The 22,297-nt window shown below is 42.1% G+C and carries 25 protein-coding genes; 17 read left to right on the top strand and 8 right to left on the bottom strand.

The annotated features are described in order from the left end of the window. Positions 1 to 5: 5 nt before the first annotated feature. Positions 6 to 614 carry a hypothetical protein gene (locus G458_RS0102060; protein WP_051286963.1) on the bottom strand — a complete coding sequence of 203 codons (609 nt, stop codon included), beginning with the start codon at positions 612 to 614 and terminating at the stop codon, positions 6 to 8. Positions 615 to 867: 253 nt separating this feature from the next. Further along, positions 868 to 1,443, bottom strand: a complete 576-nt coding sequence (locus tag G458_RS21280; RefSeq protein WP_051286961.1) for a hypothetical protein — start codon at positions 1,441 to 1,443, stop codon at positions 868 to 870. A 256-nt stretch (positions 1,444 to 1,699) separates the two neighbouring features. On the opposite strand from G458_RS21280, the gene G458_RS0102050 reads away from it, so the two are divergent. Both G458_RS0102050 and G458_RS0102045 read left to right on the top strand, forming a co-directional pair. Continuing rightward, positions 1,700 to 2,395, top strand: a complete 696-nt coding sequence (locus G458_RS0102050) for a ferritin-like domain-containing protein (RefSeq protein ID WP_026950436.1) — start codon at positions 1,700 to 1,702, stop codon at positions 2,393 to 2,395. 24 nt (positions 2,396 to 2,419) lie between these two features. Next, complete coding sequence (locus G458_RS0102045; protein WP_026950435.1) at positions 2,420 to 3,244, top strand: ferritin-like domain-containing protein; 825 nt, start codon at positions 2,420 to 2,422, stop codon at positions 3,242 to 3,244. Between the two features lie 92 nt (positions 3,245 to 3,336). Here the strand turns inward: G458_RS0102045 and G458_RS0102040 are convergent, their stop codons facing one another. After that, positions 3,337 to 3,867 (bottom strand): GNAT family N-acetyltransferase, encoded by a 531-nt coding sequence (locus G458_RS0102040; RefSeq protein ID WP_026950434.1) that lies wholly within the window; start codon positions 3,865 to 3,867, stop codon positions 3,337 to 3,339. 59 nt (positions 3,868 to 3,926) lie between these two features. Here G458_RS0102040 and G458_RS20025 point away from each other — a divergent pair, with 59 nt between their 5' ends. Continuing rightward, on the top strand, positions 3,927 to 4,358 hold the full coding sequence (locus G458_RS20025; RefSeq protein WP_084438800.1) for a DUF4174 domain-containing protein: 432 nt from the start codon (positions 3,927 to 3,929) through the stop codon (positions 4,356 to 4,358). A 71-nt stretch (positions 4,359 to 4,429) separates the two neighbouring features. On the opposite strand, the gene dinB is transcribed toward G458_RS20025, so the two are convergent. Then, a complete protein-coding gene (gene dinB, locus G458_RS0102030) occupies positions 4,430 to 5,620 on the bottom strand; it encodes a DNA polymerase IV (RefSeq protein WP_026950433.1) in 1,191 nt (396 codons plus the stop codon). Positions 5,621 to 5,734: 114 nt separating this feature from the next. On the opposite strand from dinB, the gene G458_RS0102025 reads away from it, so the two are divergent. Beyond that, positions 5,735 to 6,430 (top strand): XRE family transcriptional regulator, encoded by a 696-nt coding sequence (locus G458_RS0102025; protein WP_026950432.1) that lies wholly within the window; start codon positions 5,735 to 5,737, stop codon positions 6,428 to 6,430. A 916-nt stretch (positions 6,431 to 7,346) separates the two neighbouring features. Here G458_RS0102025 and G458_RS0102010 read toward each other — a convergent pair. Continuing rightward, positions 7,347 to 7,862, bottom strand: a complete 516-nt coding sequence (locus G458_RS0102010) for a RidA family protein (protein WP_026950430.1) — start codon at positions 7,860 to 7,862, stop codon at positions 7,347 to 7,349. Between the two features lie 70 nt (positions 7,863 to 7,932). Between G458_RS0102010 and G458_RS0102005 the strand changes: the two genes are divergently transcribed. Both G458_RS0102005 and G458_RS0102000 read left to right on the top strand, forming a co-directional pair. Then, on the top strand, positions 7,933 to 8,394 hold the full coding sequence (locus G458_RS0102005) for a GNAT family N-acetyltransferase (protein WP_026950429.1): 462 nt from the start codon (positions 7,933 to 7,935) through the stop codon (positions 8,392 to 8,394). Between the two features lie 102 nt (positions 8,395 to 8,496). Further along, positions 8,497 to 9,324 (top strand): universal stress protein, encoded by an 828-nt coding sequence (locus G458_RS0102000; RefSeq protein WP_026950428.1) that lies wholly within the window; start codon positions 8,497 to 8,499, stop codon positions 9,322 to 9,324. A 56-nt stretch (positions 9,325 to 9,380) separates the two neighbouring features. Here G458_RS0102000 and G458_RS0101995 read toward each other — a convergent pair whose 3' ends face one another. Then, a complete protein-coding gene (locus G458_RS0101995; protein ID WP_026950427.1) occupies positions 9,381 to 10,316 on the bottom strand; it encodes a hypothetical protein in 936 nt (311 codons plus the stop codon). Positions 10,317 to 10,366: 50 nt separating this feature from the next. Further along, positions 10,367 to 11,242, bottom strand: coding sequence for a mechanosensitive ion channel family protein (locus tag G458_RS0101990; RefSeq protein WP_026950426.1), 876 nt, complete (start codon positions 11,240 to 11,242; stop codon positions 10,367 to 10,369). Between the two features lie 185 nt (positions 11,243 to 11,427). Here G458_RS0101990 and G458_RS0101985 point away from each other — a divergent pair, with 185 nt between their 5' ends. The 5 genes from G458_RS0101985 (at position 11,428) to G458_RS20020 (ending at position 17,898) form a co-directional block, all read left to right on the top strand. Beyond that, a complete protein-coding gene (locus G458_RS0101985; RefSeq protein WP_026950425.1) occupies positions 11,428 to 12,969 on the top strand; it encodes a bifunctional GNAT family N-acetyltransferase/carbon-nitrogen hydrolase family protein in 1,542 nt (513 codons plus the stop codon). Next, positions 12,951 to 13,529 carry a KdsC family phosphatase gene (locus tag G458_RS0101980; protein ID WP_051286959.1) on the top strand — a complete coding sequence of 193 codons (579 nt, stop codon included), beginning with the start codon at positions 12,951 to 12,953 and terminating at the stop codon, positions 13,527 to 13,529. Before G458_RS0101985 ends, G458_RS0101980 begins: the two co-directional genes overlap by 19 nt. Continuing rightward, positions 13,522 to 14,370 (top strand): 3-deoxy-8-phosphooctulonate synthase, encoded by an 849-nt coding sequence (gene kdsA, locus G458_RS0101975; RefSeq protein ID WP_026950423.1) that lies wholly within the window; start codon positions 13,522 to 13,524, stop codon positions 14,368 to 14,370. Before G458_RS0101980 ends, kdsA begins: the two co-directional genes overlap by 8 nt. Positions 14,371 to 14,383: 13 nt before the next feature. Next, entirely contained in the window at positions 14,384 to 16,027 is a 1,644-nt protein-coding gene (locus tag G458_RS0101970; RefSeq protein ID WP_026950422.1) for a L,D-transpeptidase family protein, read from the top strand. 203 nt (positions 16,028 to 16,230) lie between these two features. Further along, positions 16,231 to 17,898, top strand: coding sequence for a L,D-transpeptidase family protein (locus G458_RS20020; RefSeq protein WP_051286957.1), 1,668 nt, complete (start codon positions 16,231 to 16,233; stop codon positions 17,896 to 17,898). Here the strand turns inward: G458_RS20020 and G458_RS0101955 are convergent. Further along, positions 17,878 to 18,555: a murein L,D-transpeptidase catalytic domain family protein gene (locus G458_RS0101955; protein ID WP_026950420.1), complete on the bottom strand. Its 678-nt coding sequence runs from the start codon at positions 18,553 to 18,555 to the stop codon at positions 17,878 to 17,880. The two genes, G458_RS20020 and G458_RS0101955, sit on opposite strands and share 21 nt — an antisense overlap. Before the next feature lie 307 nt (positions 18,556 to 18,862). Between G458_RS0101955 and G458_RS0101950 the strand changes: the two genes are divergently transcribed. From G458_RS0101950 to G458_RS0101925, 6 genes are all read left to right on the top strand, one after another. Beyond that, the gene (locus G458_RS0101950) at positions 18,863 to 19,273 is read left to right on the top strand and encodes a 6-pyruvoyl trahydropterin synthase family protein (RefSeq protein ID WP_026950419.1); all 411 of its coding nucleotides are present in this window, start codon (positions 18,863 to 18,865) and stop codon (positions 19,271 to 19,273) included. Continuing rightward, positions 19,233 to 19,937, top strand: coding sequence for a GTP cyclohydrolase I FolE (gene folE / locus G458_RS0101945; RefSeq protein WP_026950418.1), 705 nt, complete (start codon positions 19,233 to 19,235; stop codon positions 19,935 to 19,937). The genes G458_RS0101950 and folE overlap by 41 nt, the downstream gene beginning before the upstream one ends. Before the next feature lie 106 nt (positions 19,938 to 20,043). Then, positions 20,044 to 20,724: an SDR family NAD(P)-dependent oxidoreductase gene (locus G458_RS0101940; protein WP_026950417.1), complete on the top strand. Its 681-nt coding sequence runs from the start codon at positions 20,044 to 20,046 to the stop codon at positions 20,722 to 20,724. A gap of 65 nt (positions 20,725 to 20,789) precedes the next feature. Next, on the top strand, positions 20,790 to 21,053 hold the full coding sequence (locus G458_RS0101935; RefSeq protein ID WP_026950416.1) for a hypothetical protein: 264 nt from the start codon (positions 20,790 to 20,792) through the stop codon (positions 21,051 to 21,053). A gap of 12 nt (positions 21,054 to 21,065) precedes the next feature. Continuing rightward, complete coding sequence (locus tag G458_RS0101930; RefSeq protein ID WP_026950415.1) at positions 21,066 to 21,509, top strand: hypothetical protein; 444 nt, start codon at positions 21,066 to 21,068, stop codon at positions 21,507 to 21,509. A gap of 32 nt (positions 21,510 to 21,541) precedes the next feature. Further along, positions 21,542 to 22,135 (top strand): flavin reductase family protein, encoded by a 594-nt coding sequence (locus tag G458_RS0101925; protein ID WP_245579217.1) that lies wholly within the window; start codon positions 21,542 to 21,544, stop codon positions 22,133 to 22,135. Positions 22,136 to 22,297 lie beyond the last annotated feature (162 nt).

The raw sequence follows: 22,297 nt of genomic DNA, 5'->3' as shown, positions 1-22,297 counted from the left end.
TAGGCTTAATTACAGGAAACGTTGGGATTAAACTTGGTGAAAATCCCCTTTGGATTTCCTTTCCAGATCCAAGTATGAAGTTGGTAATTCGGAAAGGGTAGGACATTTGCCGGGTCATAATCGAATTCCCGGATTCCAAAGTAGGGAGGCATTTCATTTTCAAAATCCCAAGGAGCTTGGACAATCACAAACTCGGCTCCGACCAGGTGCATGTTTCCATGATGGTCCATTTCATAAAGCAAAGCTTCTGGCTGAGTGGGGTCAAAAACCCCATCTACCCATGTGAAATTAACAAAGTGATAGCCCATTCCGCCTAAATCGGGATGTGAAACACATTCTGATCCTAGGGCATAGCCATCTTCCATGGCAACTTCGATGTCGTGATATTTGGTGGTGGCTTTTCTCAAGTCAGCCAACATTTTCAGAGTACCGGGATCCATCCTTAGATTTTCTAAGGGGTTGGGCCAAAGATTGGAAGACTTAAGCTCCACCTTGGCTTCTGGTTGAAGCGGTTCGGTCAAAGTACTATCTTCGGAAAGACAGCCTGAAAATAGGAGAAAAGACAGCAAGACTGCCACCCCTAGCATTTGGGTTTGGTTTAAAAACTTCATCATAATTTTGGGTTGAGTTAACTGAAATTGTGAATAAAAGAAAGTCACCCCTCGAAGGGGTTTCTTAGGGAAAATATGCTGATAATCAGCTTAATGAATATTTAAAATAGAAAAAAATGGGGGGAGATGCCAGTTTTATAGAAGATTATTGATGGTTTCATTTTCTTAAAATCTACTAATTCAAGTTCCAAATTGAGCTTTCAATTGTTTAACTGGCCTTTAATAGTAAAGACAATAAGCTAAAGCCCTATCCAATCTATTCCGCAGAAAATGATGCGATATCGGCCTTAAATGCTTGGATTTCACGATTGGCTGTATTCCATCTTTTCCAAACCCAGAACCAACCAGCGCCTCCTATTAAAATCCAAAGGAATCCACCGTCTCCAAACAAACCTATCAAAAGGGTGAATGAGGAAATCAGCATTAAAAGCCCTTGCAACCAACCCTTGATAAAAAACTTCTTGAGCAGATCATTCCGGTAAAATTCCTCTTCTGTGCTGTGATTTTTTACTGCGAAATATTCGCCCGTCTGGTCTCCTGATTTGATTCCCCAAAAGACGGTCAATTGGTTGCCTTTTCGAGCAGCGAGGTTAAAATCTTGAAGCTGAAATGATTTTTCTTTTCCCTCTTTGTTTATCAAAAAAACTTGGTCGTGAACTACTGTTCTGGAAGTGATGGTGACTGGAGCAGTGCCGCCTGTCCCTTGATAGGTTGCTCCGCCTCCGCCTCCGCCTGAGACTTTGGTCTCCATGTTTTTCCCGGATTCTTCGGTGGTTCCGGTAAAATGGTAAAGGGTAAAGGCACGCTGGTGAGTAGGGGTGTAGGTTTTCATAGAATGTGCTTTTAATCCTATAAAATCCCCTCTTTTAATCTAAACTCTAAGCAAAATTGATTAAGTGATCTATTTCAATGAGTAAGAGTGGGTTTTCATTTATTAGATGAAACTTTCAGGCTTTACCTTATTTAATCAGATTTTTTTCAATCCCTAAAATCCAATTCCCAAGTACACTTCGTAAGTCTTTTTCATACGGTCCAAGACCAAATTTCCATGGAATTCTAAACCGGATTTTAACCTAAACACAAGACCAATGAAAAATGAATTATTTAAGCCTGAAGGGCTGAAGACAGAAAACCCCCGGAGACAATTTCTCAAAATGAGCGGTCTGACCGTAGCAGGAGCTGGATTGCTTCTAATGGGGTGTAATGATGAGGACCGTATGCCAAATATGGGAGGCAAGGTGAGTTTAGGCTCTGGAGATACAGGGATTCTAAATTATGCCTACGCATTGGAGCAATTGGAGGCGGCGTTTTATGCGCAAGTGATGATGGGAAGCTTTTTTGCCAATGCATCGGCTGAAGAAAAGATAATTTTCGGTGACCTGGAGAAGCACGAACGTGCACATCGTGAGTTTTTTAAGGTTGCTCTGGGAGCCAATGCTATTGGGGATCTGGAAGTGGATTTTAGCAGTATTGATTTCAGCAACAGAAATTCTGTACTCGCTGCCGCAAAGACTTTTGAAGACTTGGGAGTAGCAGCTTACAATGGTGCCGGACAATTTCTGGAAAGTGCAGACCTTCTGCTGATTGCCGGAAAAATCGTGTCTGTAGAAGCCAGGCATGCCGCGGCGATTCGTGATTTGATCAATCCCAATTCCGTGGATTTTGCCGGAGATGATCTGATTGATGCCAATGGTCTGGAAAGAACACTCAACTTCCAGCAGGTGCTGACTGCAGCAAGTGCCTTTGTAAAGACTGAAATTGACTTTAGTCAGCTGCCAAGATAATCCATTCACCAAAACATTAAAGACATGAATTTGATCAAACTATTGGACAGCATCTGTCCGGATACCAATACCGCAGAAGAAAAAGACCGATTTTATTCCCGTAGGGATGCCTTTCGGCAGTTTGGAGATTTCAGTAAAAAAGTTGCTTTAGGAGCAGTTCCACTTTCTATACTGACAGCACTTCCGAATGTAGCCAAAGCAGATACCGCCACCTTGATTGGTGTGTTGAATTACGCCTTGACTTTGGAACATTTAGAATACAGATACTACCAGTTGGGCTTAGACTCAGGGGTGATTCAGGCATCTGAGCGTCCGATTTTTCAGAAAATCAGAGATCATGAATTGGCTCACGTTAAGTTTTTAACAGAAGTGATTGCCAATGTGCTGAAAGGTACTCCGGTGGCAGAGCCTAAATTTGATTTCACCGTCGGTGGTGCATTTGCACCGTTTTCGGATTATCCTACGTTTTTGGCCTTAGCACAGGCTTTTGAGGATACCGGAGTAAGAGCTTACAAAGGACAAGCCGCCAATGTGATGGAAAGTGATGTGGTGTTGACGGCGGCTTTGTCCATTCATTCGGTAGAAGCCAGACATGCCTCCATGGTCAGAAGGCTGAGAACCAAAAAAGGGCTGGATACACAAAAGGGCTGGATTACCAATGCCTCCATAGGAAGTTTGCCAGCAGCTACTCAGGCGATTTATGCGGGAGAAGAAAATGTCAGCCATGCCGGAGTAAATGTGGTCAGCTTGACTGGAATCGATGCAGGTGCTGTATCCGAGGCTTGGGATGAGCCACTGTCAATGAATCAGGTTTTGGATATAGCGGGGTTATTTTTGGGTACCAACTAAGCTGGGTAAAGGTTGGTATGGGCTGCCTCTGAAAGGGGGTGGCCTTTTTTTATTTATAATTATGAATTAGAAATTATGAATTAAAGTCCGGTTTATAGCTGGATCCGATAAAGGGCACAGGCGCTGATTTCAGGGAAATCTTTTAGGTCAGGATGGTCAAAATTTTTCCAAAAGCTCATGCCGATTTTTTTCATGACCTCAATGGATGCCAAATTGCCTATTGATGCCATGGAGACTACTTCCGGGATTTCTTTTTGCTTGGCAAAGTCCAGACAAGCTTTCGCTCCCTCGCTGCTGAGTCCTTGATTCCACCACTTTTTCCCGATTCTCCAACCGATATCCACGCAAGGAGTAAAGTCTGAGGTAAAGGTTTTCCAACCCAAACCGATGGTTCCGATCAATTCCTTGGTCTCCAAATGATCGACAGCGAAATAGCAGTATCCCCGGTCCTCAAACATCCTTTGCATCCGCTCCATCATGGCTTGTGTGTCCTCTTTGGAATAGGGTTTTTGAAAAAATCTCATGACTTCTGGATCAGCGTTGATCAGGGAGAAGTCCTCCAAATCGAAGGATTGCCAGGTTCGGAATCCCAGCCGGGGAGTAGTGAAAAGATAGATGCTCATTGAGAAATTGGGGATTTCAAAAATATAGCTTGAGCTTTCGCTAAACAAGTTCTTGGGAGATGAGTTTTATTCTTATGAATGCATTGATTTTCAGTTTATTGATTGGTTTTGGTTTGTTTTCTAATCCTAAATCCCCTGAAGATTTTCGCTGGGAAAAACGCATTTTGATCAGTTTTGGGGAGGATGGTTTTGAGGAGAATTTTCTGAAAGGACATCTGAGTGACATTCAGGAACGAAAGCTGCTTTTGGTCCATTTCGTTGAAGATAATCTTCATTGGACTAATTCAGAGGAGAGTTTGAATCTCCCCGGATTTTTGGAATTGCGGAAGCAGATTCGTACCGGTTCTTCATGGGCTTTAATCGGCTTGGATGGAGGAATTAAAAACCAGGGGGCAGGAAAAGTGCCGATGGAACTTTTGCTTCGGCAAATAGACTCCATGCCCATGCGGCAGTCTGAGATTCGAAGAAAAAGCGGAAAAGATGGGATATAAGACTCGCTGAAATCAACATTCCCCAAAAAGCTACAGGCTTTTTAAACTTTAAACTTTTCACGTCAAACTTCTCAAACCTCCATCCCATTAAAGGGATTAAATCTGCGCCTTCCTACACTCATTGCTACGGCTCGGCAGACGGTTTTGTCCCCGTATTTTACGTTCAATTTATCCAATGCCTGGTAGAGGTTGATTTGCTCCTGACTGTCTTCGAAGAGCTTGATCTGATAATTTCCATAGACTAGGCTGCTAAATCGAACCCCGATAAGTCGGATGAGGAGGCGACGACTGTATAGTTTTTTGAATAGCTCCTTCACAATCGGCAGCAAGGTATGATCAGCCGAAGTGTAAGGAATTCGCTGCTGCATGGTGTGTGTCTCAAAGTCCGAGTAGCGGATCTTCACACTCACGCAGGCGGTGAGTTGCCCTTTTTGCCTGAGTTTAGAGGCAAGTTGCTCGGTCATGGCGGTGAGGGTTGCCTCGAGCATCTTGATATCGATGGTGTCTTGCTCAAAGGTGTTTTCAGATGAGACTGACTTAGCCTCGGAGTAGGGGATGACCGGGTTTTTGTCGATTCCGTTAGCTTTTTCCCAGATCATCTTCCCATTTTTCCCAAAGGTTGCCTCCAGCAGTTGAGAGGGCATCTGCTGTAGCGTTTGGACTTTTTTCACGCCCATATTATAGAGCGTTTGGGAGGTTTTTTCTCCGATCATGGGAATTTTGCGCACAGATAGGGGAGCGAGGAAGGGTTTTTCCTCTCCAATGGGCACCTGCTTTTCATTGTTGGGTTTGGCTTCGCCAGTGGCTACTTTGGACACGGTCTTGTTTTCCGACAGTCCCATGGAAATGTTCAATCCGCTCTCTTTGATGATGCGTTGGCGGAGCTCGTGGGCGAGCTTGAAGCAACCGAAAAAGCGGTCCATTCCCGTCAGATCGATATAAAACTCATCGATGGAGGACTTTTCAAAAAGCGGAACAGATTCCTTGATAATCTCAGTGACCTCGTGTGATTTTTGGCTGTATTTTTCAAAATCCCCTTTCACGATGATGGCTTCGGGACATAACTGCCTCGCCGTCCGCATCGGCATGGCCGAGTGTACGCCAAACTTCCTTGCCTCATAGCTGCAGGAAGCCACGACTCCCCGGTCACTGGATCCTCCGATTAATATAGGCTTGCCATTGAGCCTGCTGTCAAAAAGCCGTTCCACTGATACGAAAAACGTATCCAAATCCATGTGTGCGATACTCCTTCTCCCCTCCATAATCTTTTTGTTAATTATTTTAACATTTATATGTTTATAATTTAATCAAAAAGAATAAATTTGGATGATAGAATAAAAAAGGATTGACTGAAAGTGTCTTAATTCTACTGGCTCATGCATCTCCATTCGAACATTAAGTTTTTAAGAAAAAAGAAGAGTTTAACTCAGGAAGAACTTGCTGAGAGATTGATGATTTCCCGGTCCAAACTCGCCGGATATGAGTTGAATATTACTCCTCCGCTGGATACTTTGGTAAGGATAGCTGAATATTTCAGTATCTCTTTGGATATTCTGATTAAGGAAAACTTAGGAAGCTATACTGAATATAAGCTTCGTGAACTCTTAGAGACAGATCAATTTTTGAGGGGCCGAAAGCTTCGGATCTTGGCGACTACCGTGGATGAACAGGGAAGGGAGCTCATTGAAGTGGTATCACAACGAGCAAAAGCAAGTTATTTGGCGGGATTTTCAGATCCGGAGTTTATTTCTGAATTGCCCAGGTTTTCCTTGCCTTTCCTTCCTATGGATAAAAAGCACCGGGTTTTTCAAGTGGACGGAGATTCCATGCTGCCTATTCCGGATGGAGCTTGGATAGTCTGTGAGTATGTAGAGGACTGGACTGCAATCAAAGATGGAGAACGCTATGTCATCGTCACCGAGCAAGACGGGGTGACTTTTAAAATTGCTTACAATAAAATCAAGGCCGACCAGAAACTGCTGCTTTGTTCGGCTAATCCCATCTATTCTCCTTTCGAAGTTGAAGCAAGTCAGATTCGGGAAGTTTGGAAATATCGTTTGGCGATGAGTTGAGTAATTTTCAATCCTCCAAAAAAATGATCAATTGTCAAATCACTGCCTAAATCCATTTATCTCCCACAGATTCTCACGGATCAAAATTTCAGATTTTCGCAGATTAAATTTCCCGCAGATTAGTGCAGAAAAAATCGCAGATTTCCGCAGATCTATAAATCCAAAAGCTTTTACTTTTTGTCTTTTGCCCATTGCCTATTGATTAAGTTCCTGCAGATTGGCGCAGTAAAAGTCGCAGCAACCAGCGGATTTCTTTGAAAAAAGGATGCTTCCTGCTTACAGGTCAGACTGGTGCTAAGACTGAAAACCTGAAAACTGCCTACTGAGACTAATGACTGATCCCCAAATGCTGTCTCCTATCCCACAGATTCTCACGGATCAAAATTTCAGATTTTCACAGATTAAATTTCCCGCAGATTAGTGCAGAAAAAAATCACAGATTTTCGCAGATCTATAAATCCAAAAGCTTTTACTTCTTGTCTTTTGCCCATTGCCTATTGATTAAGTTCCTGCAGATTGGCGCAGTAAAAGTCGCAGCAACCAGTGGATTTCTTTGAAAAAAGGATGCTCCCTGCTTACAGGTCAGACTGGTGCTAAGACTGAAAACCTGAAAACTGCCTACTGAGACTGATGACTGATCCCCAAATGCTGTCTCCTATCCCACAGATTCTCACTGATCAAAATTTCAGATTTTCACAGATTAAATTTCCCGCAGATTGGTGCAGAAAAAATCGCAGATTTCCGCAGATCGATAAATCCAAAAGCTTTTACTTTTTGTCTTTTGCCCATTGCCTATTGATTAAGTTCCTGCAGATTGGCGCAGTAAAAGTCGCAGCAACCAGCGGATTTCTTTGAAAAAAGGATGCTTCCTGCTTACAGGTCAGACTGGTGCTAAGACTGAAAAGCTGAAAACTGCCTACTTCTGCTCCTCCAGTTCCACAATCACCTCGATCTCTACCGCGATGTTATTTGGTAGGGCTGCAACTCCGACCGCGGATCGTGCATGCTTGCCTTTTTCCCCAAAGACCTCTACCATCAGATCTGAAAAGCCATTGATTACTCTGGGATGTCCGGTAAAGTCAGGAGCTGAATTTACCATGCCTAGCACTTTGACAAATTGTTTGATTCGGCTGAGGTCACCAGTAGCCGCTTTGAGCACTGCGATAATTTCTAAACCGGTGAGTCTTGCGGCTTCATAGCCCTGCTCAGGAGTCAGGTCTTCCCCGACTTTGCCAAACATATCCGGACCGTTTCCGGCCAAAAAAAGAAGGTTACCCACCTGCTTCCACTTCACATAATTTGCCATAGGCTGGCTGACTTCAGGCAATTCAAGGCCAAGCTGTTTTAATTTTTCCTCAGGGGTTTGGGCTTTTACCTTGGAAAAAGCAAGAAAACAGAGGAACAGGAAGGGGAGGAGATAGATTTTTTTCATTTTGCCTTACTTTTATTCTTCTAAGCTAAGGCATTCTCAGTATTTTTCCTGCCGAAAAATTCTCCAAAAAATGGCGAGTGTAGAAATTATACCTTTCAGTCCGGATCTCAAACCTCATTTTGAATCAATCAACAAGGAATGGGTGAGCCAATATTTTTCGCTTGAACCCTTTGATTTGGCTCAACTTGAAAATCCTGAAGATTCAATTCTAAACAAGGGTGGCGAAATCATTTTTGCACAAATTGAGGACGATATTGTCGGCACAGTTGCTTTAGTTCCTCATGGAGAAAACTCCTGCGAAATGATCAAAATGGGGGTGAAACCCTCGGCTCAGGGGAAAGGAGTAGGGATGATTTTGGGAGAATCCATCATTCAAAAAGCAAAAGAACTCGGGTTTTCCAGTATGGAGCTTTATTCCAGTACTAAACTTGAATCGGCCCTGAGATTGTATCAAAAACTGGGTTTCAAGCAGGTTGAGGTCGGTTGCAACCCCTATGGACGATGTGATGTCAAGATGATTTTGGTATTGTAATGTCCTGAAAACCTAATATTTGTCATTTTTTGAGGTGATTTTTCACACCTTATTTTTTAGATTTTATTGGCAACTTGGGGATGTACAAAAACCCTGAAAGCCATGAAAACCATCGTTGTTCCATTTGATTTTTCCAGCTATTCACTTGAAGCTTTGAAAACAGCCCAAAGAATCAGCACCAAAACTGGGGCAAGGATTCTGTGCGTGTCCGTGATCCCTTCTGAAATTGATTGGGACTTGCTGCCTGAAGAGGCAAAAAACAAGCACCCTGACTTGATTGAAGAGCGTGAGGAAGCCTTGGAAGTCCTTCCTAAATATATCCGGTCTGTGGCTCCTGCTAAAGCCCCGATTGAGGCTGTGGTGAAAATTGGAGTTCCTCACGAGCAGATTGTCCGTGTTGCCGATCAACATAAAGCCGATATTCTGGTGCTCGGTGCCTATGGCAAAGGATATGAGGAAGGAAAATTCATAGGCTCAAACCTTCAAAAGGTGCTAAGAAAAGCTCACTGCCCTGTATTGGCAATCAAAAAAGAGTTGGATGGAAATGCCTTCCGTAAAATCGCATTCGCCACAGTATTTGATAATTCCGGAAAGAAAGCCTTTGAAAAGATCCTTCCCCTGGCCAAGGCTTTTAAATCTTCCATTCATTTGCTCTTTGTCAATACTCCTGAACACTTCACCAATTCTTCCGAATCTGATGAGAAAATGGCTGCCTTTGCCAAAGGATATGAGCAATTTGTGATTCATAGACACATCTATAATCACAAGGAGGCCGAAGAAGGTATCTTGGAATTCTGCGAAAGAAAAGGGATCAATCTTGTTTCTCTGGCAGCTAGACCTAAAGTCTCTAGCTCTGCTTACATGATCGGAACTACAGAGACATTGATTTTCAAATCTGAATTTGGAGTACTCAGCATTAATGGAGAATAATTTTTCAGGGTAATATAAGAGCTGCCGAATGTTTTTCTGGCGGCTCTTTTTCTTTCTTACCAGAATCTAAACCTCTTTTCGTAAATACGATTTCTGAAAATCCAGTTATCAAAAATATCTCTGGATAGGAAGATTTCTACCCCCGCGTTGAAGGTGAGGTATCCGTCATATCTATGGGTAAGTCCTGATCCTCTACGGATTCTGCCCCTGTTATCCAAAATCTTTTGAACGTCCGGTTCGCCGTTGTCCAATAAAAAACTAGGATTCCGAATGGCCAGTCGAAGTCTGTCAGGGTTGGTTCCGTTTACATAGTCTTCCACCAGGTCAAGATAAAACTCACTGACATTGTAGGCCGAAATGTCATCCATGTAGTCGGTCAATGTATATCTATAATTTCCTTCAAATTTGAAGTCCATGTACACATTGAGCTTGTATTTGAAGCCTAGGCCCATTGGGAATACGATGATGTATTTCTCATAGGGATTGTTTTCCAGTTGATAAGGCCGTAGATCTACCCAGGAGGTGTTGTCGTTTTTATCCAGCCTTGCCTGTGGATTATTGGTAGACATCCCAACTCCGAAAAATATATAAGGATTCCAGAGGTGGCGCGTAATGTTGTTTAGCTTGATGGGATGCCAGTAATACTCCACAATTCCGGCTACCTCCCAGTTTCTAGCCCGGAAATGAAGGTCTCTTGGAGTTCTGAATGCTCTCGGATCGGAAGGGGGATCCTGACCGGAAATTTGATAATAGGTGAATTCTCCTCGGGCTTTAAGGTGGGTTCCAAAGATGTAATTGAAAGCAAAGTTGGCATTGTAATCTGGCTGTATGCCTTCATTGTATTTCCAAAAAGAATACAATTCGCCAAAATATTGGGTGGGGCCAATCCCGGCAGATATAGACCATGGCTCCTCAAATCTATACCGATAAAAGCTCTGGGCTTGGAGTTCCAAACCACCAATTAAAAAAATAATAATTAGTAATCTTTTCATTATCAACCGGGTAATCATCTCCCCTACCTCCAAAACTATCGAAAATTTACCTAATTTTTCAATTTTTCGAACCCTGATTTCAAGTGCAAATCTCGTTGTGGGAATGGGATCTCCACGTTTTCTTCCCCAAATCTCTTGAAGATCTCATAATACAACTGACTCTTAAGCACCTTGGGTTTGTTAACATATTCTGTTGTCCAAACCCGAAGGTTGAAATTAATACTATTATCACCGTAGCTGTCAAAAAGCACATCCGGCTCCGGGAATTTCAGGACTCCTGAATTGGCCTCCGAAACCTCCAGAAGAATTCTCTTCACTTTCTGAGGGTCTTCCTTGTAGGAGACTCCTACCGGAAAGTTAAACCTCACCCGGTGTTCATTGTGAGACCAATTGATGACTTGACTGTCAATGAACTGGCTGTTTGGAACGATGATACTGATGTTGTCATTGGTAAGAATGGTGGTAGATCTTCCGGAGATCTTAATTACATCTCCATTCACCTCTCCGACTTCAATCCGATCACCGACTTTGATGGGTTGTTCCAAAAGGATGATAAGCCCGGAAATAAAGTTGTTGGTGATATTTTGGAGACCAAAACCAATACCTACACCGATTGCTCCCGCCAATACTCCAAAGGCACTTAAATCAATTCCATTGGTCTGGAGAATGGAAAAAATACCGGCCAGAATGATGATGTATTTGACAATAGTTCCGATAGATTCTCGTGTGCCCACCTCTACTTGGCGCTTCATGAGGATCTTTTTGACCAATATTTTCCTTATCCACTCAGATATTACAAATAACAGGGTGAATGAAACCGCCAAAGTCAAAATGAGTCCGACAGTCAATTTGGATTCGCCAAGGGTGAATATGTTTTGGTTTAAAATATTTTCAAACCAAGCCCAGAAATCGTTTTGCTCCTTCATGTTTTGATCTCAAGAATAAGTTGAACTTGCAGATTCAACGCAAGAATATATCTAAAAAATGAATGATCAAGAGGTTGATTATTTATTTTATTTGAAATAAAACTTTTGATCAAAATATAATTTGGATTGACAGACTAAGCTTTCTTAGTTTTAAAACAATTGATTGATTTCCCTAATTTTGAGGCATGAGTAAACATAGAGAAGAATTAGAGCACCGGCTCAGATTAAGAAATATCAAGCTCTCGGATTACGAAGACATCCGAGAAATCATGGTTTCTATCTACAGAAATCAGGGTGGTGCTTGGTCTAAAGAAGAACTCAAAAACCAACTGAAGGCATTTCCTGAAGGCCAGATCTGTATTGAAGATAACGGAAAGGTGATTGCAGCTGCCCTATCCATCATTGTGGACTATGCAAGATTTGGTGATAACCATACTTACGATGAAATCACTGGATATGGGAAGTTTAATACCCATGATCCGGAGGGAGATACCCTGTATGGTACCGATATTTTTGTACATGCCGAATACCGCGGGATGCGTCTTGGGCGACGTCTATATGATGCCCGAAAGGAGCTTTGTGAAAACCTAAATCTCCGCTCCATCATTGCAGGTGGCAGAATCCCAGGCTACTCCAAGTATGCCGATGAGATGACTCCGCGGAAATATATTGATCTGGTGAAAAACCGGGAAATATTTGATCCTGTATTGTCTTTTCAGCTGGCCAATGAATTCCACGTTCGTAAAGTAATTACCAAATACCTGCCGGACGATACTGATTCACGGGCTTATGCGACTCTTTTGGAGTGGATCAATATTTACTATGAGAAAGACGAAAAACTCATCGGAAACAAGAAATCCATCGTTCGACTCGGATTGGTCCAGTGGAAAATGCGCCGCTTTTCCAACGTGGACGATTTGATGCAGCAGGTGGAGTTTTTTGTGGATACAGTTTCTGGCTACAAATCAGACTTTTGCCTTTTGCCGGAATTCTTCAATGCTCCTATGCTGGCCGAATTCAATGACATGGATGCCTCCGAAGCGATCCGGAATTTGGCGGATTATACCCAAGAAATCGTAAGTAGGATGAGTGATTTGGCGGTATCTTATAACGTCAATATCATCGCAGGATCCATGCCTGAATATGACGGGAAGAAACTGAGAAACGTAAGTTACCTCTGCCGTCGTGACGGTACGATGGACAAGCAGTACAAGCTTCATATTACCCCCGATGAGCAAGCTTACTGGGGACTTCAAGGAGGTAACGGAATCAACGTGTTTGAGACAGACGCTGGTCGAATTGGAATTCTAATTTGCTATGATGTGGAGTTTCCGGAGTTGGGGAGAATTCTGGCCGAGCAGGACATGGATATTTTATTTGTTCCTTTCTGGACAGATACCAAAAACGCCTTCCTTCGCGTCAATACATGTGCCCGATCCAGAGCTATAGAAAACGAGTGCTATGTAGCCATCACGGGTTCGGTGGGTAACCTGCCAAAAGTTGAAAACATGGACATTCAATATTCCCAGGCAGCGATCTATTCTCCTTCTGACTTTTCTTTCCCTCATGATTCGATAGTGGCCCAAGCCTCTGAAAATGCCGAAACTACCATCGTGGCGGATGTGGATTTGGATCTATTGACCAAGCAGCGGAAAGCAGGTAGTGTTAGAAATTTGGAACAGCGAAGACTGGACCTTTATTCAATTCAATGGAAACAGAAAAAATAATTCAAGCCTATCTAAGCCATGTTTCAGAAGAGATATGGGAAAGGGCAAAAAATATCAAAGTCTTAATCACAGATGTTGATGGAGTGTTGACTGACGGAGGGATCATTTATGACGACTTTGGCACCGAATACAAAAAGTACAATGTAAAGGATGGCTTGATTGTCCAGCATCTTCGAAAAAATAAAGTTCTGGTCGGAGCGATTACCGGAAGAGATTCCCAAGTCGTGCAAAATCGATGTGAGGAACTCAGGTTTGATTTTCATTATCATGGGATCAAGGACAAATGGAAAAAACTCCAGGAAGTACTCGAAACCATGGAAATCCAGCCTGAGGAAGTCGCCTTCATCGGAGATGATCTGATTGATCTTCCTATCTTGACGAGGGTAGGACTTTCGATTGCCCCTGCTGACGCCTTGCCTTACGTTAAATCCGCAGTTCATTATACCTCTCTATTTGCCGGTGGAAAAGGCGTTTTCAGAGAAGTCGGAGATATCTTACTCCATTCGCGAGGCAATCTAATTCCCCTAATTGAATCCTTAATCCCGAAGAATGATGAATAGAAATACCCAACCGATGCATATCCGAGAAGGCATTGTACTCGGTTCCGAAAAACCCGTGCTTTTTGCGGGTCCCTGTGCTGTAGAGAGTTATGATATCTGTTTGGAAATTGGAACTCAAGTGAAAGCTTGGGCCGAAGAAAATGGATTTTCTTATGTGTTCAAGGCCTCTTTCGATAAGGCAAACCGTACCTCTTCTGGGTCTTTCCGAAGTATAGGGATGGATAAATCCTTGGAAGTATTGCAACGGGTAGGTAAAGCTCTAGATGTGCCCTTGGTGACCGATATTCATGAAAGTTACCAAGCTGCAGAAGTGGCAGAGGTGGTGGATGTACTTCAAATTCCGGCCTTTCTTTGTCGACAAACTGATCTTTTGCTAGCCGCAGGAAATACCGGAAAAGCTGTTAAGATCAAAAGAGGGCAGTTTATGGCCCCTGAAGACATGCAGTATGCAGTGAAGAAAGTCCGATCCACGGGCAATGAAAATGTATGTTTGACGGAGCGGGGTTTTTCCTTGGGATACCACAATCTGGTTGTGGACATGAGAGGGCTTCCGATTATGCGTCAGTTTGCTCCAGTGGTATTTGACATCACTCACTCCGTGCAGCAGCCTGGTGGACAAGGTGGAAGCAGTGGAGGTCAGCGGGAATTTGCGCCGATTTTGGCAAGAGCTGCCGCCGCCACGGGGATTGACGGGTTCTTCATTGAAACCCACCCTGAACCAGCGAAAGCTCTCAGTGATGGTCCTAATTTGATTCCTTTGCATCGAATGGGCGATTTTATTGCCATGCTCAAGGAAGTTTGGGAGGTAGGAAGAAAGTATCAGGACTTTTCAGTGATTTAAAATAGAGCGAGCGATGAGGATTTTTCTGGTTTTGGTTATTCTCCTGAGTTATGTGAATTTTTCTTTTGGCTTTCAAGAGATCTCAAGTGATGTTACCGACCAGATTCGGGCAAAACTGGATTATGAAAGACCCGGAGAAAATATCATCGTAGCCGGAAAAGAACTAAGATCGGGAGCTAAAATCCTCGCCTTCTATGCTGACAGGAATTTTGAAGAAATCTGGTCAGAAAATGGGGTATTGTTGGAACTTGCCTATGAAATGAGGTTTGAAATCCGTCAATCCAAATATGACGGATTCAATCCCGAGGATTACAATCTTTCGCTGATTGAGGCTTATTTCAAGACTTTTGAAACCAACAAAGCTTCTCAAGCTGAAAATGAACCGGGTGATCTTGCCTCCTTGGACTTACTTCTGACCAATTCTTTTTTTCATTTATCCGAACATTTGCATCAGGGAAAAGTCGATCCTTCCCAGCTGAAAGGGCAATGGGGAATTCCTCGAAAACCTCTCACTATGGATTATTCGAAATTGCTGAAGACCGCAATTGTAGAAAAAGATATCCGTAGGAATCTGGAAAAACTATATCCCAATTTCACCATTTACAAGAAAAGCAGGGAAGTCCTGCGGGCCTTGGATGAGCAAACCAAAGGTGAATTGCCGGAATGGAAAAAGATAAAAGTGGATAAATCCATTAAAGTCGGAGATACTCATTCCTCGATCCCGGCGCTGAGGGAGAGGTTGGCTTTTTGGGGATATTTAAATGACACCCTTCAAAAGGACTCCAAGGTCTATGATTCCCTTATGGCTGAAAGCGTCCAGGCTTTTCAAAAGAAAAACGGAATGGAGTCAGATGGGATTCTTGGGAAAAATACAGTCAGTGCTTTGAACTTTTCTCCTGCTGACTTAATGGGCAAAGCGGCTGTCAATCTGGAACGGTTGAGATGGCTTCCTGATACTATTCAAAATCTGGATTTGATTGTAGTAAACATAGCCAATTTCCAATTGGACTACCTCAGTAAGTTGGACACGCTTTTTTCTTCTAAAGTAATTGTAGGCAAGGAATACACTGCTTCTCCGATTTTCTCTGCTCAAATGAGCTACATCGTATTTAGTCCATATTGGAACATTCCCAATTCCATCACTCGGAAAGAAATAATTCCAGCTGTACGAAGAAACTCCAACTACCTCTATCAAAAGAACATGGAGGTCATCACCTCCTCGGGAAGGGTGGTGGATCCTTCGACAATCAACTGGAGTTCGAAATCCTTCCCGTACTTGATTCGACAAAAACCTGGAGAAAATAATTCATTAGGATTGGTCAAGTTTATGTTTCCCAATCGGTACAGTGTTTATATCCATGATACCCCTACACGATCTTTGTTTGACCGGGAGGTAAGGGCTATGAGCCATGGTTGTATCCGCTTACAAAACCCGGCAAAATTTGCCCAGATTCTTCTGTCACATGATCCAACTTGGACGCCTGAAAAAATTGATTTGGCGATGCACAGAAGATCGGAGCAAATAGTGAATCTTCCTCAAAAAATCCCTGTCGTTATCTTGTATCTTACTTTTTGGGCGGACTCTAAGGGAGAGGCACATTTTAGACCGGATATTTACAATCGGGACCCCGAGGTCTTGGACTTGTTAAGAAAATAAGATTTTAAGACTGGAGACGCTTTTCCCCAACCTGGGTAATCCTTCCGCTTTTTTTGTATTGGATACTAATAGTCCATTTTCAGAAAAATTATTGTATATCATTGATTTACAGTAGTTAAAATAAATGATTTGGATAATTTCTCCTGGAATAGGAAACAGTACAAATTTTGAAATAAGGAGGTGGTGAACCAAAACACCTCATTATGAACCAGAAATTTTTCATAGGAATTGCCTCATTTGTAATCCTTGGACTTGGGATTGTTTGGCTTTTGAATCAGAGGAGCGTTGACCTTTCCGAGAAGCTTGAACAATTGCTAGAAGTGGACAAGCCTGGCTTTTTGGTCGAATCACCTTATTGGGAAGATATTCGCAAATTTTATCAGGATCGGGAGTTTTTGGAGGTGTGGCTTTTTAACCACAAACTTTCTCCTTCCGGTAAAGAGTTTTTAACTCATCTAAAAACCATTTCCTTTGAAGGACTTCAGCCTGAAGATTACCATTGGGAAGAAATTCAGGAATTGCTTTCCGAGAAAAAGGATGATCCTGAGATTCACAGAAAGCTTTCAGAAGAAGAGTTGACAAGGATGGAATTATTGATGACTCATGCCTTTTTCATCTTGGCCAAGGATCTGGACTATGGAAAAGTCGATCCTAGGAAGTTGGATGCCAATTGGAAATTTGAAGAAAAAAAGGGTGAGTTTGTTTATGCCGATTTACTGAATGAAGTAGCGGAAGGGGCTTCCGTCGCAAAGACTTTGGAGAAATTAAATCCCGAATTTGAGCTTTATACCTACGGAAGAGATGCGATCCGCGAATTGTATAGCTTGAAGGAAAAGGACACCCTGGATTGGTCAGAGGTGAAGCTTAGTGCCTCACTTAAAGTAGGAGAGAGCCATCCTAAAGTTCCAAAACTCAGGGATCGATTGATTTTCTGGGGATTTCTTTCCCCCTATTCTTTGGATAATCCATTGACCTTCGACGCGAAAATGGAAGAGGGATTGAAGAAATATCAAGCCGCTCAGGGGATGGAGCCCGATGGGGTCATTGGACCACTCTTGGTTACTCAGCTCAACAAATCCCCTCAGGACTTAATTGACCTCGCAGCGGCAAATATGGAACGTATGAGGTGGTTGCCCAAAATAGAATGGGATCAGGAGATGGTATTGGTCAATGTGGCCAATTTCCAATTGGATTACCTCAATAATAATGACACCTTATTTTCCACCAAAGTGATTGTAGGAAAGGATTACAGCGAGTCTCCTTCCTTTACGGCGCCAATGAGTTATATCGTATTTAGTCCCTATTGGAATGTGCCGAGTTCTATTACCAAAGAAGAAATCATCCCTGCGATCAAAAAAGATAAAAGCTACTTGGCTCAAAAAAACATGGAGCTAGTTGATTCATCAGGGGATTTGATTAATTCAAATTCCGTGAAATGGGAACAAGTAGAAGGTCAGGATTTACCTTTTCGAATCCGTCAAAAACCAGGTGGAAGTAACTCCTTGGGTTTGGTGAAATTTATGTTTCCCAATCCATACAACATTTATATCCATGATACTCCAAACAGAAATTTGTTTACCAAAGAGTCAAGGGCATTAAGTCATGGCTGTATCCGAATCCAGTATCCGGACAAGTTTGCCAAGATTTTATTGGATAATTCAGAATGGACGGAGGAGAAGATCCATTCAGCGATGAATCAAGATAATGAGCAAACTGTAAAGCTTCAAAAATCTATCCCCGTGGTACTATTGTACCTGACCTTCTGGTCTGGTGAAAATGGAAAAATAAACTATAGACCGGATATTTATGGGCGAGACGAAGCTCTCATCCGAGCTTTAAAAAGGAAAAAATCAAGCCTTGATCAGGCTTGATTTTTCAAGATAATTTTGGTCTTTGCCGAAAATGAACAACAGAGATCCATCTTTGATCAGATCGATAGCTTCTTTAGAAAGGTCGGAAGGCAAAGCCGGACAACCTAGGCTTCTTCCCAATCTTCCCACAGATTTTGCAAAGGCTTCGGTAGCATAATCAGCTCCGTGAATCACAATCGCTCTAGCTCTTGCCATGTCATTATAGCCTTTTTCCAGGCCATCCAAGCGAAGAGAATAGCCATGTTTTCCATGGTAAGTTTCCGCTGTCATGTAGAAGCCGATGCTGCTTTGATAGGATTCAGGGGTATTGGAGAACTTTTCAGCCATTAGACCTCCTGAATTTCTTCCATGTGCCACCACAGTGTGAAGAAGAATTTCTCCATTCAGCGGGTCAATGACCCACATTCTTTTAGCAGTGGATGGAAGACTGAAATCGATGACTGTTAAGACCTCATTTTTGATTTTGGCATTCAATTTCTCGTAGCCCTCCAAAGCCATTTCCAAAGCTTCCAGAGAAGGAAGTTCGGAATATTTGGATTCTAGAACTTCGATCAAAATCTCAGATTCTGATTTGATTTCGGTTGTAAGTTCGGTGGAAGGGGTGGGTGAAGAGAAGAGTAATGACCAGATTAAGAAAAGGGAGATTCCTAAATTCATTCGTTTGAGTTTGGGTGAGAAGGAGATTTAAATTTAAGGTATTATCCTCATTTTCAAAAACTTTGCCAAGGTAGGGTATTGCTGGCATTAACTCCGAATTGGGTCAGATTTTCCCGATTTTGGGCAAAATATTCCAGATTATAACTTTGAAAGTGCATTTAATGCGACGAATTGTCAGGAAGTGAATTATCTCTACCTTTGCGTGGTTTTAAAATTAAACTATTGGTTTTTAAAGAGTTGTTTGCCTTTTTTCAAATAAAATAGGAGAAAACAAACAATAATTTGGAAATCTATGTTTGCTTAAATGATGAGAGTATCAGTCTACCGAAAAGAGCACTTTAATGCGGCTCACAGATTATTTAACCCGAATTGGACGGATGAGCAGAATGAAAAAGTTTTCGGAAAGTGCAATAATCCCAATTTCCATGGTCATAATTATGAATTGATCGTAAAATTAAAAGGGGATATTGACCCGGATACAGGGTATGTCTATGACATGAAGGTGCTCAGCGACCTGATTAAAGAGCACGTCTTAAATAAATTTGACCACAAAAATTTAAACTTGGATACCGATGAATTCAAAAATCTCAACCCATCAGCTGAAAATATCGCTGTGGTTATTTGGAATATTTTGAGGGAAAAAATTGATCGGAAATTCGAATTAACAGTTCGACTCTATGAAACAGAAAGAAACTTTGTTGAATACGATGGGAATTAACTTGGTAAGAGCTTCTTTAGAGGAGCTAGGCGATGAGCACGTAGGCACTTCCCTTCAAACCCCGCTTCGAGAGGATGCTTTCGAAATGGATGATAATCTGAAAGTCGAACTTATCGAAAAGCACTTTCGGGAAATCATGCATATCCTAGGATTGGATCTGACAGATGACAGCCTAAAAGGCACTCCACACCGAGTTGCAAAAATGTATGTCAAAGAGGTCTTTTCAGGATTAAACCCAAAGAACAAACCAGCAGCGAAGCTGTTTGAAAACAAGTACAAATACAATGAAATGTTGGTGGAAAAAGACATCACCTTCCATTCTCATTGTGAGCATCACTTCGTTCCGATTTACGGAAAAGCTCATGTGGCCTACATTTCCAACGGGAACGTAATTGGTCTATCCAAAATCAATCGAATTGTTCAGTACTATGCCAAAAGGCCCCAAGTTCAGGAAAGACTGACAATGCAAATCGGTAATGAGCTCAAGGAGGTTTTGGGCACAGATGACGTGGCAGTAATCATGGATGCATACCACATGTGCGTTAGCTCCAGAGGGGTAAATGACACCAATAGTTCTACCGTTACTTCTTTCTATTCCGGCAAATTCGAGCAGGACGAACAAAGCAGAAACGAGTTTATGAAGTACATCACCTTGGTGAAGTAGTACCAAGCAAATTATAAAGCATTTAAACCCCGGTCAAGCCGGGGTTTTTTGTTTTTGGATAAACAATTCCTGGTTTTTTTAATTCTATGAGTAAAATCTATAATTCATGAAAGGACAAAATATTGTAATCATCGGTGGGAATTCTGGGATAGGAAAAGAAATTGCTGATCGTCTTCGGGAAGATGGAGCAGAAGTTTACTTGTATTCGAAAAGCGGAGAAGGAACCACAGTTTTGGACATCTCCCAAGATTTTTCTGAAATCCCTAATCTTCCTGAGGTCATTGATGGACTGGTGTATTGTCCGGGCACCATCAATTTGAAGCCTTTTCATAGAATTTCCCTCGATGACTTCAAACAAGAAATGGAAGTGAATTTTTTTGGTGCAGTCAGAGTTTTGCAGGCCTGCATGAAAGGTTTGAAAAAATCTTCTCAAGCCTCTGTGGTGATGTTCAGCACCGTGGCCGTTCAGACTGGAATGGGTTTTCATGCAGGAATCAGCTCAGCAAAAGGCGCTATTGAGGGTTTGGTAAGGTCATTGGCGGCTGAATGGGCTCCCTCAGGCATCCGTGTGAATGCTGTTGCTCCATCTTTGACTGATACTCCTCTGGCTGAAAAAATCCTCTCCAGCCCGGAAAAAAAGGAAGCCTCAGACAAGCGACATCCTTTGGGTAGAGTAGGACAACCGGAAGATATTTCAGAAGCCACCCTCTTTCTTCTTTCAGGCAAGTCCTCGTGGGTGACAGGGCAGATATTTCATGTAGATGGAGGGATGTCGGTTTTAAAATAACCGAAAACAATTTGGGGGGTATTTTGTCTTACAAAGAGATAGACGGATAGAAAGCATTGATGAATATGAAGGCATTGCCAGATTCCTATTTGCTGTTCAGGGAGAAATTGAAAAAAGCCAAAATTGAAAAAGAAAGGCTTAAACTTGAATACGAAGCGAAGCTAGAGGAAGTCAACGGGGAGTTATCCCGATTGAAAGAACAGATTACTGCTCAGCAGGAGATGATGAAGACCACTTTGGAATATGCTTCCAATTTGGAGAAAAGACTCTGTGATTATCAGGGGGAAATCAAAAAAGCTGAGGAGAATTCCAAGAAATCACTGTTTTAATCCCCAAATGAAATGAACACCACAATTGATACTACTGAGATGATGGGTTTTGAAGTAGCCTTTGAAGGAAAATATTGTAAAGTGAGTAATAACCCTTCCAAAAAGATAATTATCTGTGAATTATTGGCTGATTATGTTCCGATAGAGGATTTCAAGATTGCCTTTGGGAAAATTGGAGAACTTGTCAAAAATGGCTCTTACCAAAAATTCATCTTCGACAAGCGGGCACTTAGAGCATTCCATCAACCTACCATGGAGTGGTACTTCCTGGAATGGAAAAAAGAAATGCTTGGATATGGGCTCAATCAGCACCGAAAAATCCTTCCGGCCGAAAAATGGTTTGAAAAAATGGTGCAGATCGCCAAAGAGCAGATCATGAAAAACAACCCAGACAATATCATTGATCAATTGGATATTGTGTATTGCGATTCAATCGAAGAGGCAATCGGACGATGAAAATTCATTTTGATTTCGCAAGTCTTCAAGACATGGATTCCTTTTATAGGAAAAATCTGGTAAATGCCCTTTCGGGATATAAAAGCCTGAATTTGATTGGGACAAGAAGCAAAATTGGGCAAAATAACCTTGCTCCTTTCTCGCAGGTTTTTCATGTGGGTGCTACTCCACCCTTAGTTGGAATTCTATTCCGGCCTCATACAGTCAAGCGAGACACTTTAGAAAATATTTACGAAACTGGCTTTTTCACCCTTAACCATGTCCATCCCAATTTCTTGAAAGAAGCTCACTGGACCGCAGCATCTTGGGAGGGCAGTGAATTTGAATCCACCGGAATCAAAGAAGAGTTTAAAAATGAATTTTTTGCACCTTTTGTAGCGGAAAGTTTGGTGCAAGTTGGCTGCAAGCTAGTAGAGTCTCAGACCCTAAAGGTCAATAAGACCGTGCTGGTGATTGGTAGTATTGAACATATTTTTTTGGAGGAAAAGGGAGTTAGAAAAGATGGTTCTCTGGACTTGAATGCCTTAGAAACGGTTTCCGTTACTGGATTGGACGAATACCATCTCGGGAAAAAACTCAGTAGATTAGAATACCCTAAGCCACATGTGGCACCGAAGGAAATTTGAGGAGATGAATTTCAATCTTCTTCCTTGATCTTTCGAAGAAAATAAATTTATATCTCCGTATCGCCAGTTGTGTTTTGAAGGGAGTTAAGTTTAAGTTTTTGAAATTCAGTAATTTTTGTGGAAGATGTTGCCTGTAGGTAAAATCTCTTGCCAAATATTCTT

Source organism: Algoriphagus mannitolivorans DSM 15301 (assembly GCF_000429425.1).
Lineage (GTDB): Bacteria > Bacteroidota > Bacteroidia > Cytophagales > Cyclobacteriaceae > Algoriphagus > Algoriphagus mannitolivorans.
This window is presented reverse-complemented; position numbering and strand designations above follow the sequence as displayed.

Excerpts from the sequence above, each read along its gene's own strand:
- G458_RS0101950 (WP_026950419.1), top strand. The coding sequence starts at position 18,863 with ATGAGAGTATCAGTCTACCGAAAAGAGCACTTTAATGCGGCTCACAGA.
- dinB (WP_026950433.1), bottom strand. The coding sequence starts at position 5,620 with ATGGAGGGGAGAAGGAGTATCGCACACATGGATTTGGATACGTTTTTC.
- G458_RS0101990 (WP_026950426.1), bottom strand. The coding sequence starts at position 11,242 with ATGAAGGAGCAAAACGATTTCTGGGCTTGGTTTGAAAATATTTTAAAC.
- G458_RS20025 (WP_084438800.1), top strand. The coding sequence starts at position 3,927 with ATGAGTTTTATTCTTATGAATGCATTGATTTTCAGTTTATTGATTGGT.
- G458_RS0101970 (WP_026950422.1), top strand. The coding sequence starts at position 14,384 with ATGAGGATTTTTCTGGTTTTGGTTATTCTCCTGAGTTATGTGAATTTT.
- G458_RS0102010 (WP_026950430.1), bottom strand. The coding sequence starts at position 7,862 with ATGAAAAAAATCTATCTCCTCCCCTTCCTGTTCCTCTGTTTTCTTGCT.
- G458_RS0102000 (WP_026950428.1), top strand. The coding sequence starts at position 8,497 with ATGAAAACCATCGTTGTTCCATTTGATTTTTCCAGCTATTCACTTGAA.
- G458_RS0101925 (WP_245579217.1), top strand. The coding sequence starts at position 21,542 with ATGGATTCCTTTTATAGGAAAAATCTGGTAAATGCCCTTTCGGGATAT.
- G458_RS0101995 (WP_026950427.1), bottom strand. The coding sequence starts at position 10,316 with ATGAAAAGATTACTAATTATTATTTTTTTAATTGGTGGTTTGGAACTC.
- G458_RS0101985 (WP_026950425.1), top strand. The coding sequence starts at position 11,428 with ATGAGTAAACATAGAGAAGAATTAGAGCACCGGCTCAGATTAAGAAAT.
- G458_RS0102045 (WP_026950435.1), top strand. The coding sequence starts at position 2,420 with ATGAATTTGATCAAACTATTGGACAGCATCTGTCCGGATACCAATACC.
- G458_RS0102005 (WP_026950429.1), top strand. The coding sequence starts at position 7,933 with ATGGCGAGTGTAGAAATTATACCTTTCAGTCCGGATCTCAAACCTCAT.
- G458_RS20020 (WP_051286957.1), top strand. The coding sequence starts at position 16,231 with ATGAACCAGAAATTTTTCATAGGAATTGCCTCATTTGTAATCCTTGGA.
- kdsA (WP_026950423.1), top strand. The coding sequence starts at position 13,522 with ATGAATAGAAATACCCAACCGATGCATATCCGAGAAGGCATTGTACTC.
- G458_RS21280 (WP_051286961.1), bottom strand. The coding sequence starts at position 1,443 with ATGAAAACCTACACCCCTACTCACCAGCGTGCCTTTACCCTTTACCAT.
- G458_RS0102040 (WP_026950434.1), bottom strand. The coding sequence starts at position 3,867 with ATGAGCATCTATCTTTTCACTACTCCCCGGCTGGGATTCCGAACCTGG.
- G458_RS0101935 (WP_026950416.1), top strand. The coding sequence starts at position 20,790 with ATGAAGGCATTGCCAGATTCCTATTTGCTGTTCAGGGAGAAATTGAAA.
- G458_RS0102025 (WP_026950432.1), top strand. The coding sequence starts at position 5,735 with ATGCATCTCCATTCGAACATTAAGTTTTTAAGAAAAAAGAAGAGTTTA.
- G458_RS0102060 (WP_051286963.1), bottom strand. The coding sequence starts at position 614 with ATGATGAAGTTTTTAAACCAAACCCAAATGCTAGGGGTGGCAGTCTTG.
- G458_RS0102050 (WP_026950436.1), top strand. The coding sequence starts at position 1,700 with ATGAAAAATGAATTATTTAAGCCTGAAGGGCTGAAGACAGAAAACCCC.
- G458_RS0101980 (WP_051286959.1), top strand. The coding sequence starts at position 12,951 with ATGGAAACAGAAAAAATAATTCAAGCCTATCTAAGCCATGTTTCAGAA.
- G458_RS0101930 (WP_026950415.1), top strand. The coding sequence starts at position 21,066 with ATGAACACCACAATTGATACTACTGAGATGATGGGTTTTGAAGTAGCC.
- G458_RS0101940 (WP_026950417.1), top strand. The coding sequence starts at position 20,044 with ATGAAAGGACAAAATATTGTAATCATCGGTGGGAATTCTGGGATAGGA.
- folE (WP_026950418.1), top strand. The coding sequence starts at position 19,233 with ATGAAACAGAAAGAAACTTTGTTGAATACGATGGGAATTAACTTGGTA.
- G458_RS0101955 (WP_026950420.1), bottom strand. The coding sequence starts at position 18,555 with ATGAATTTAGGAATCTCCCTTTTCTTAATCTGGTCATTACTCTTCTCT.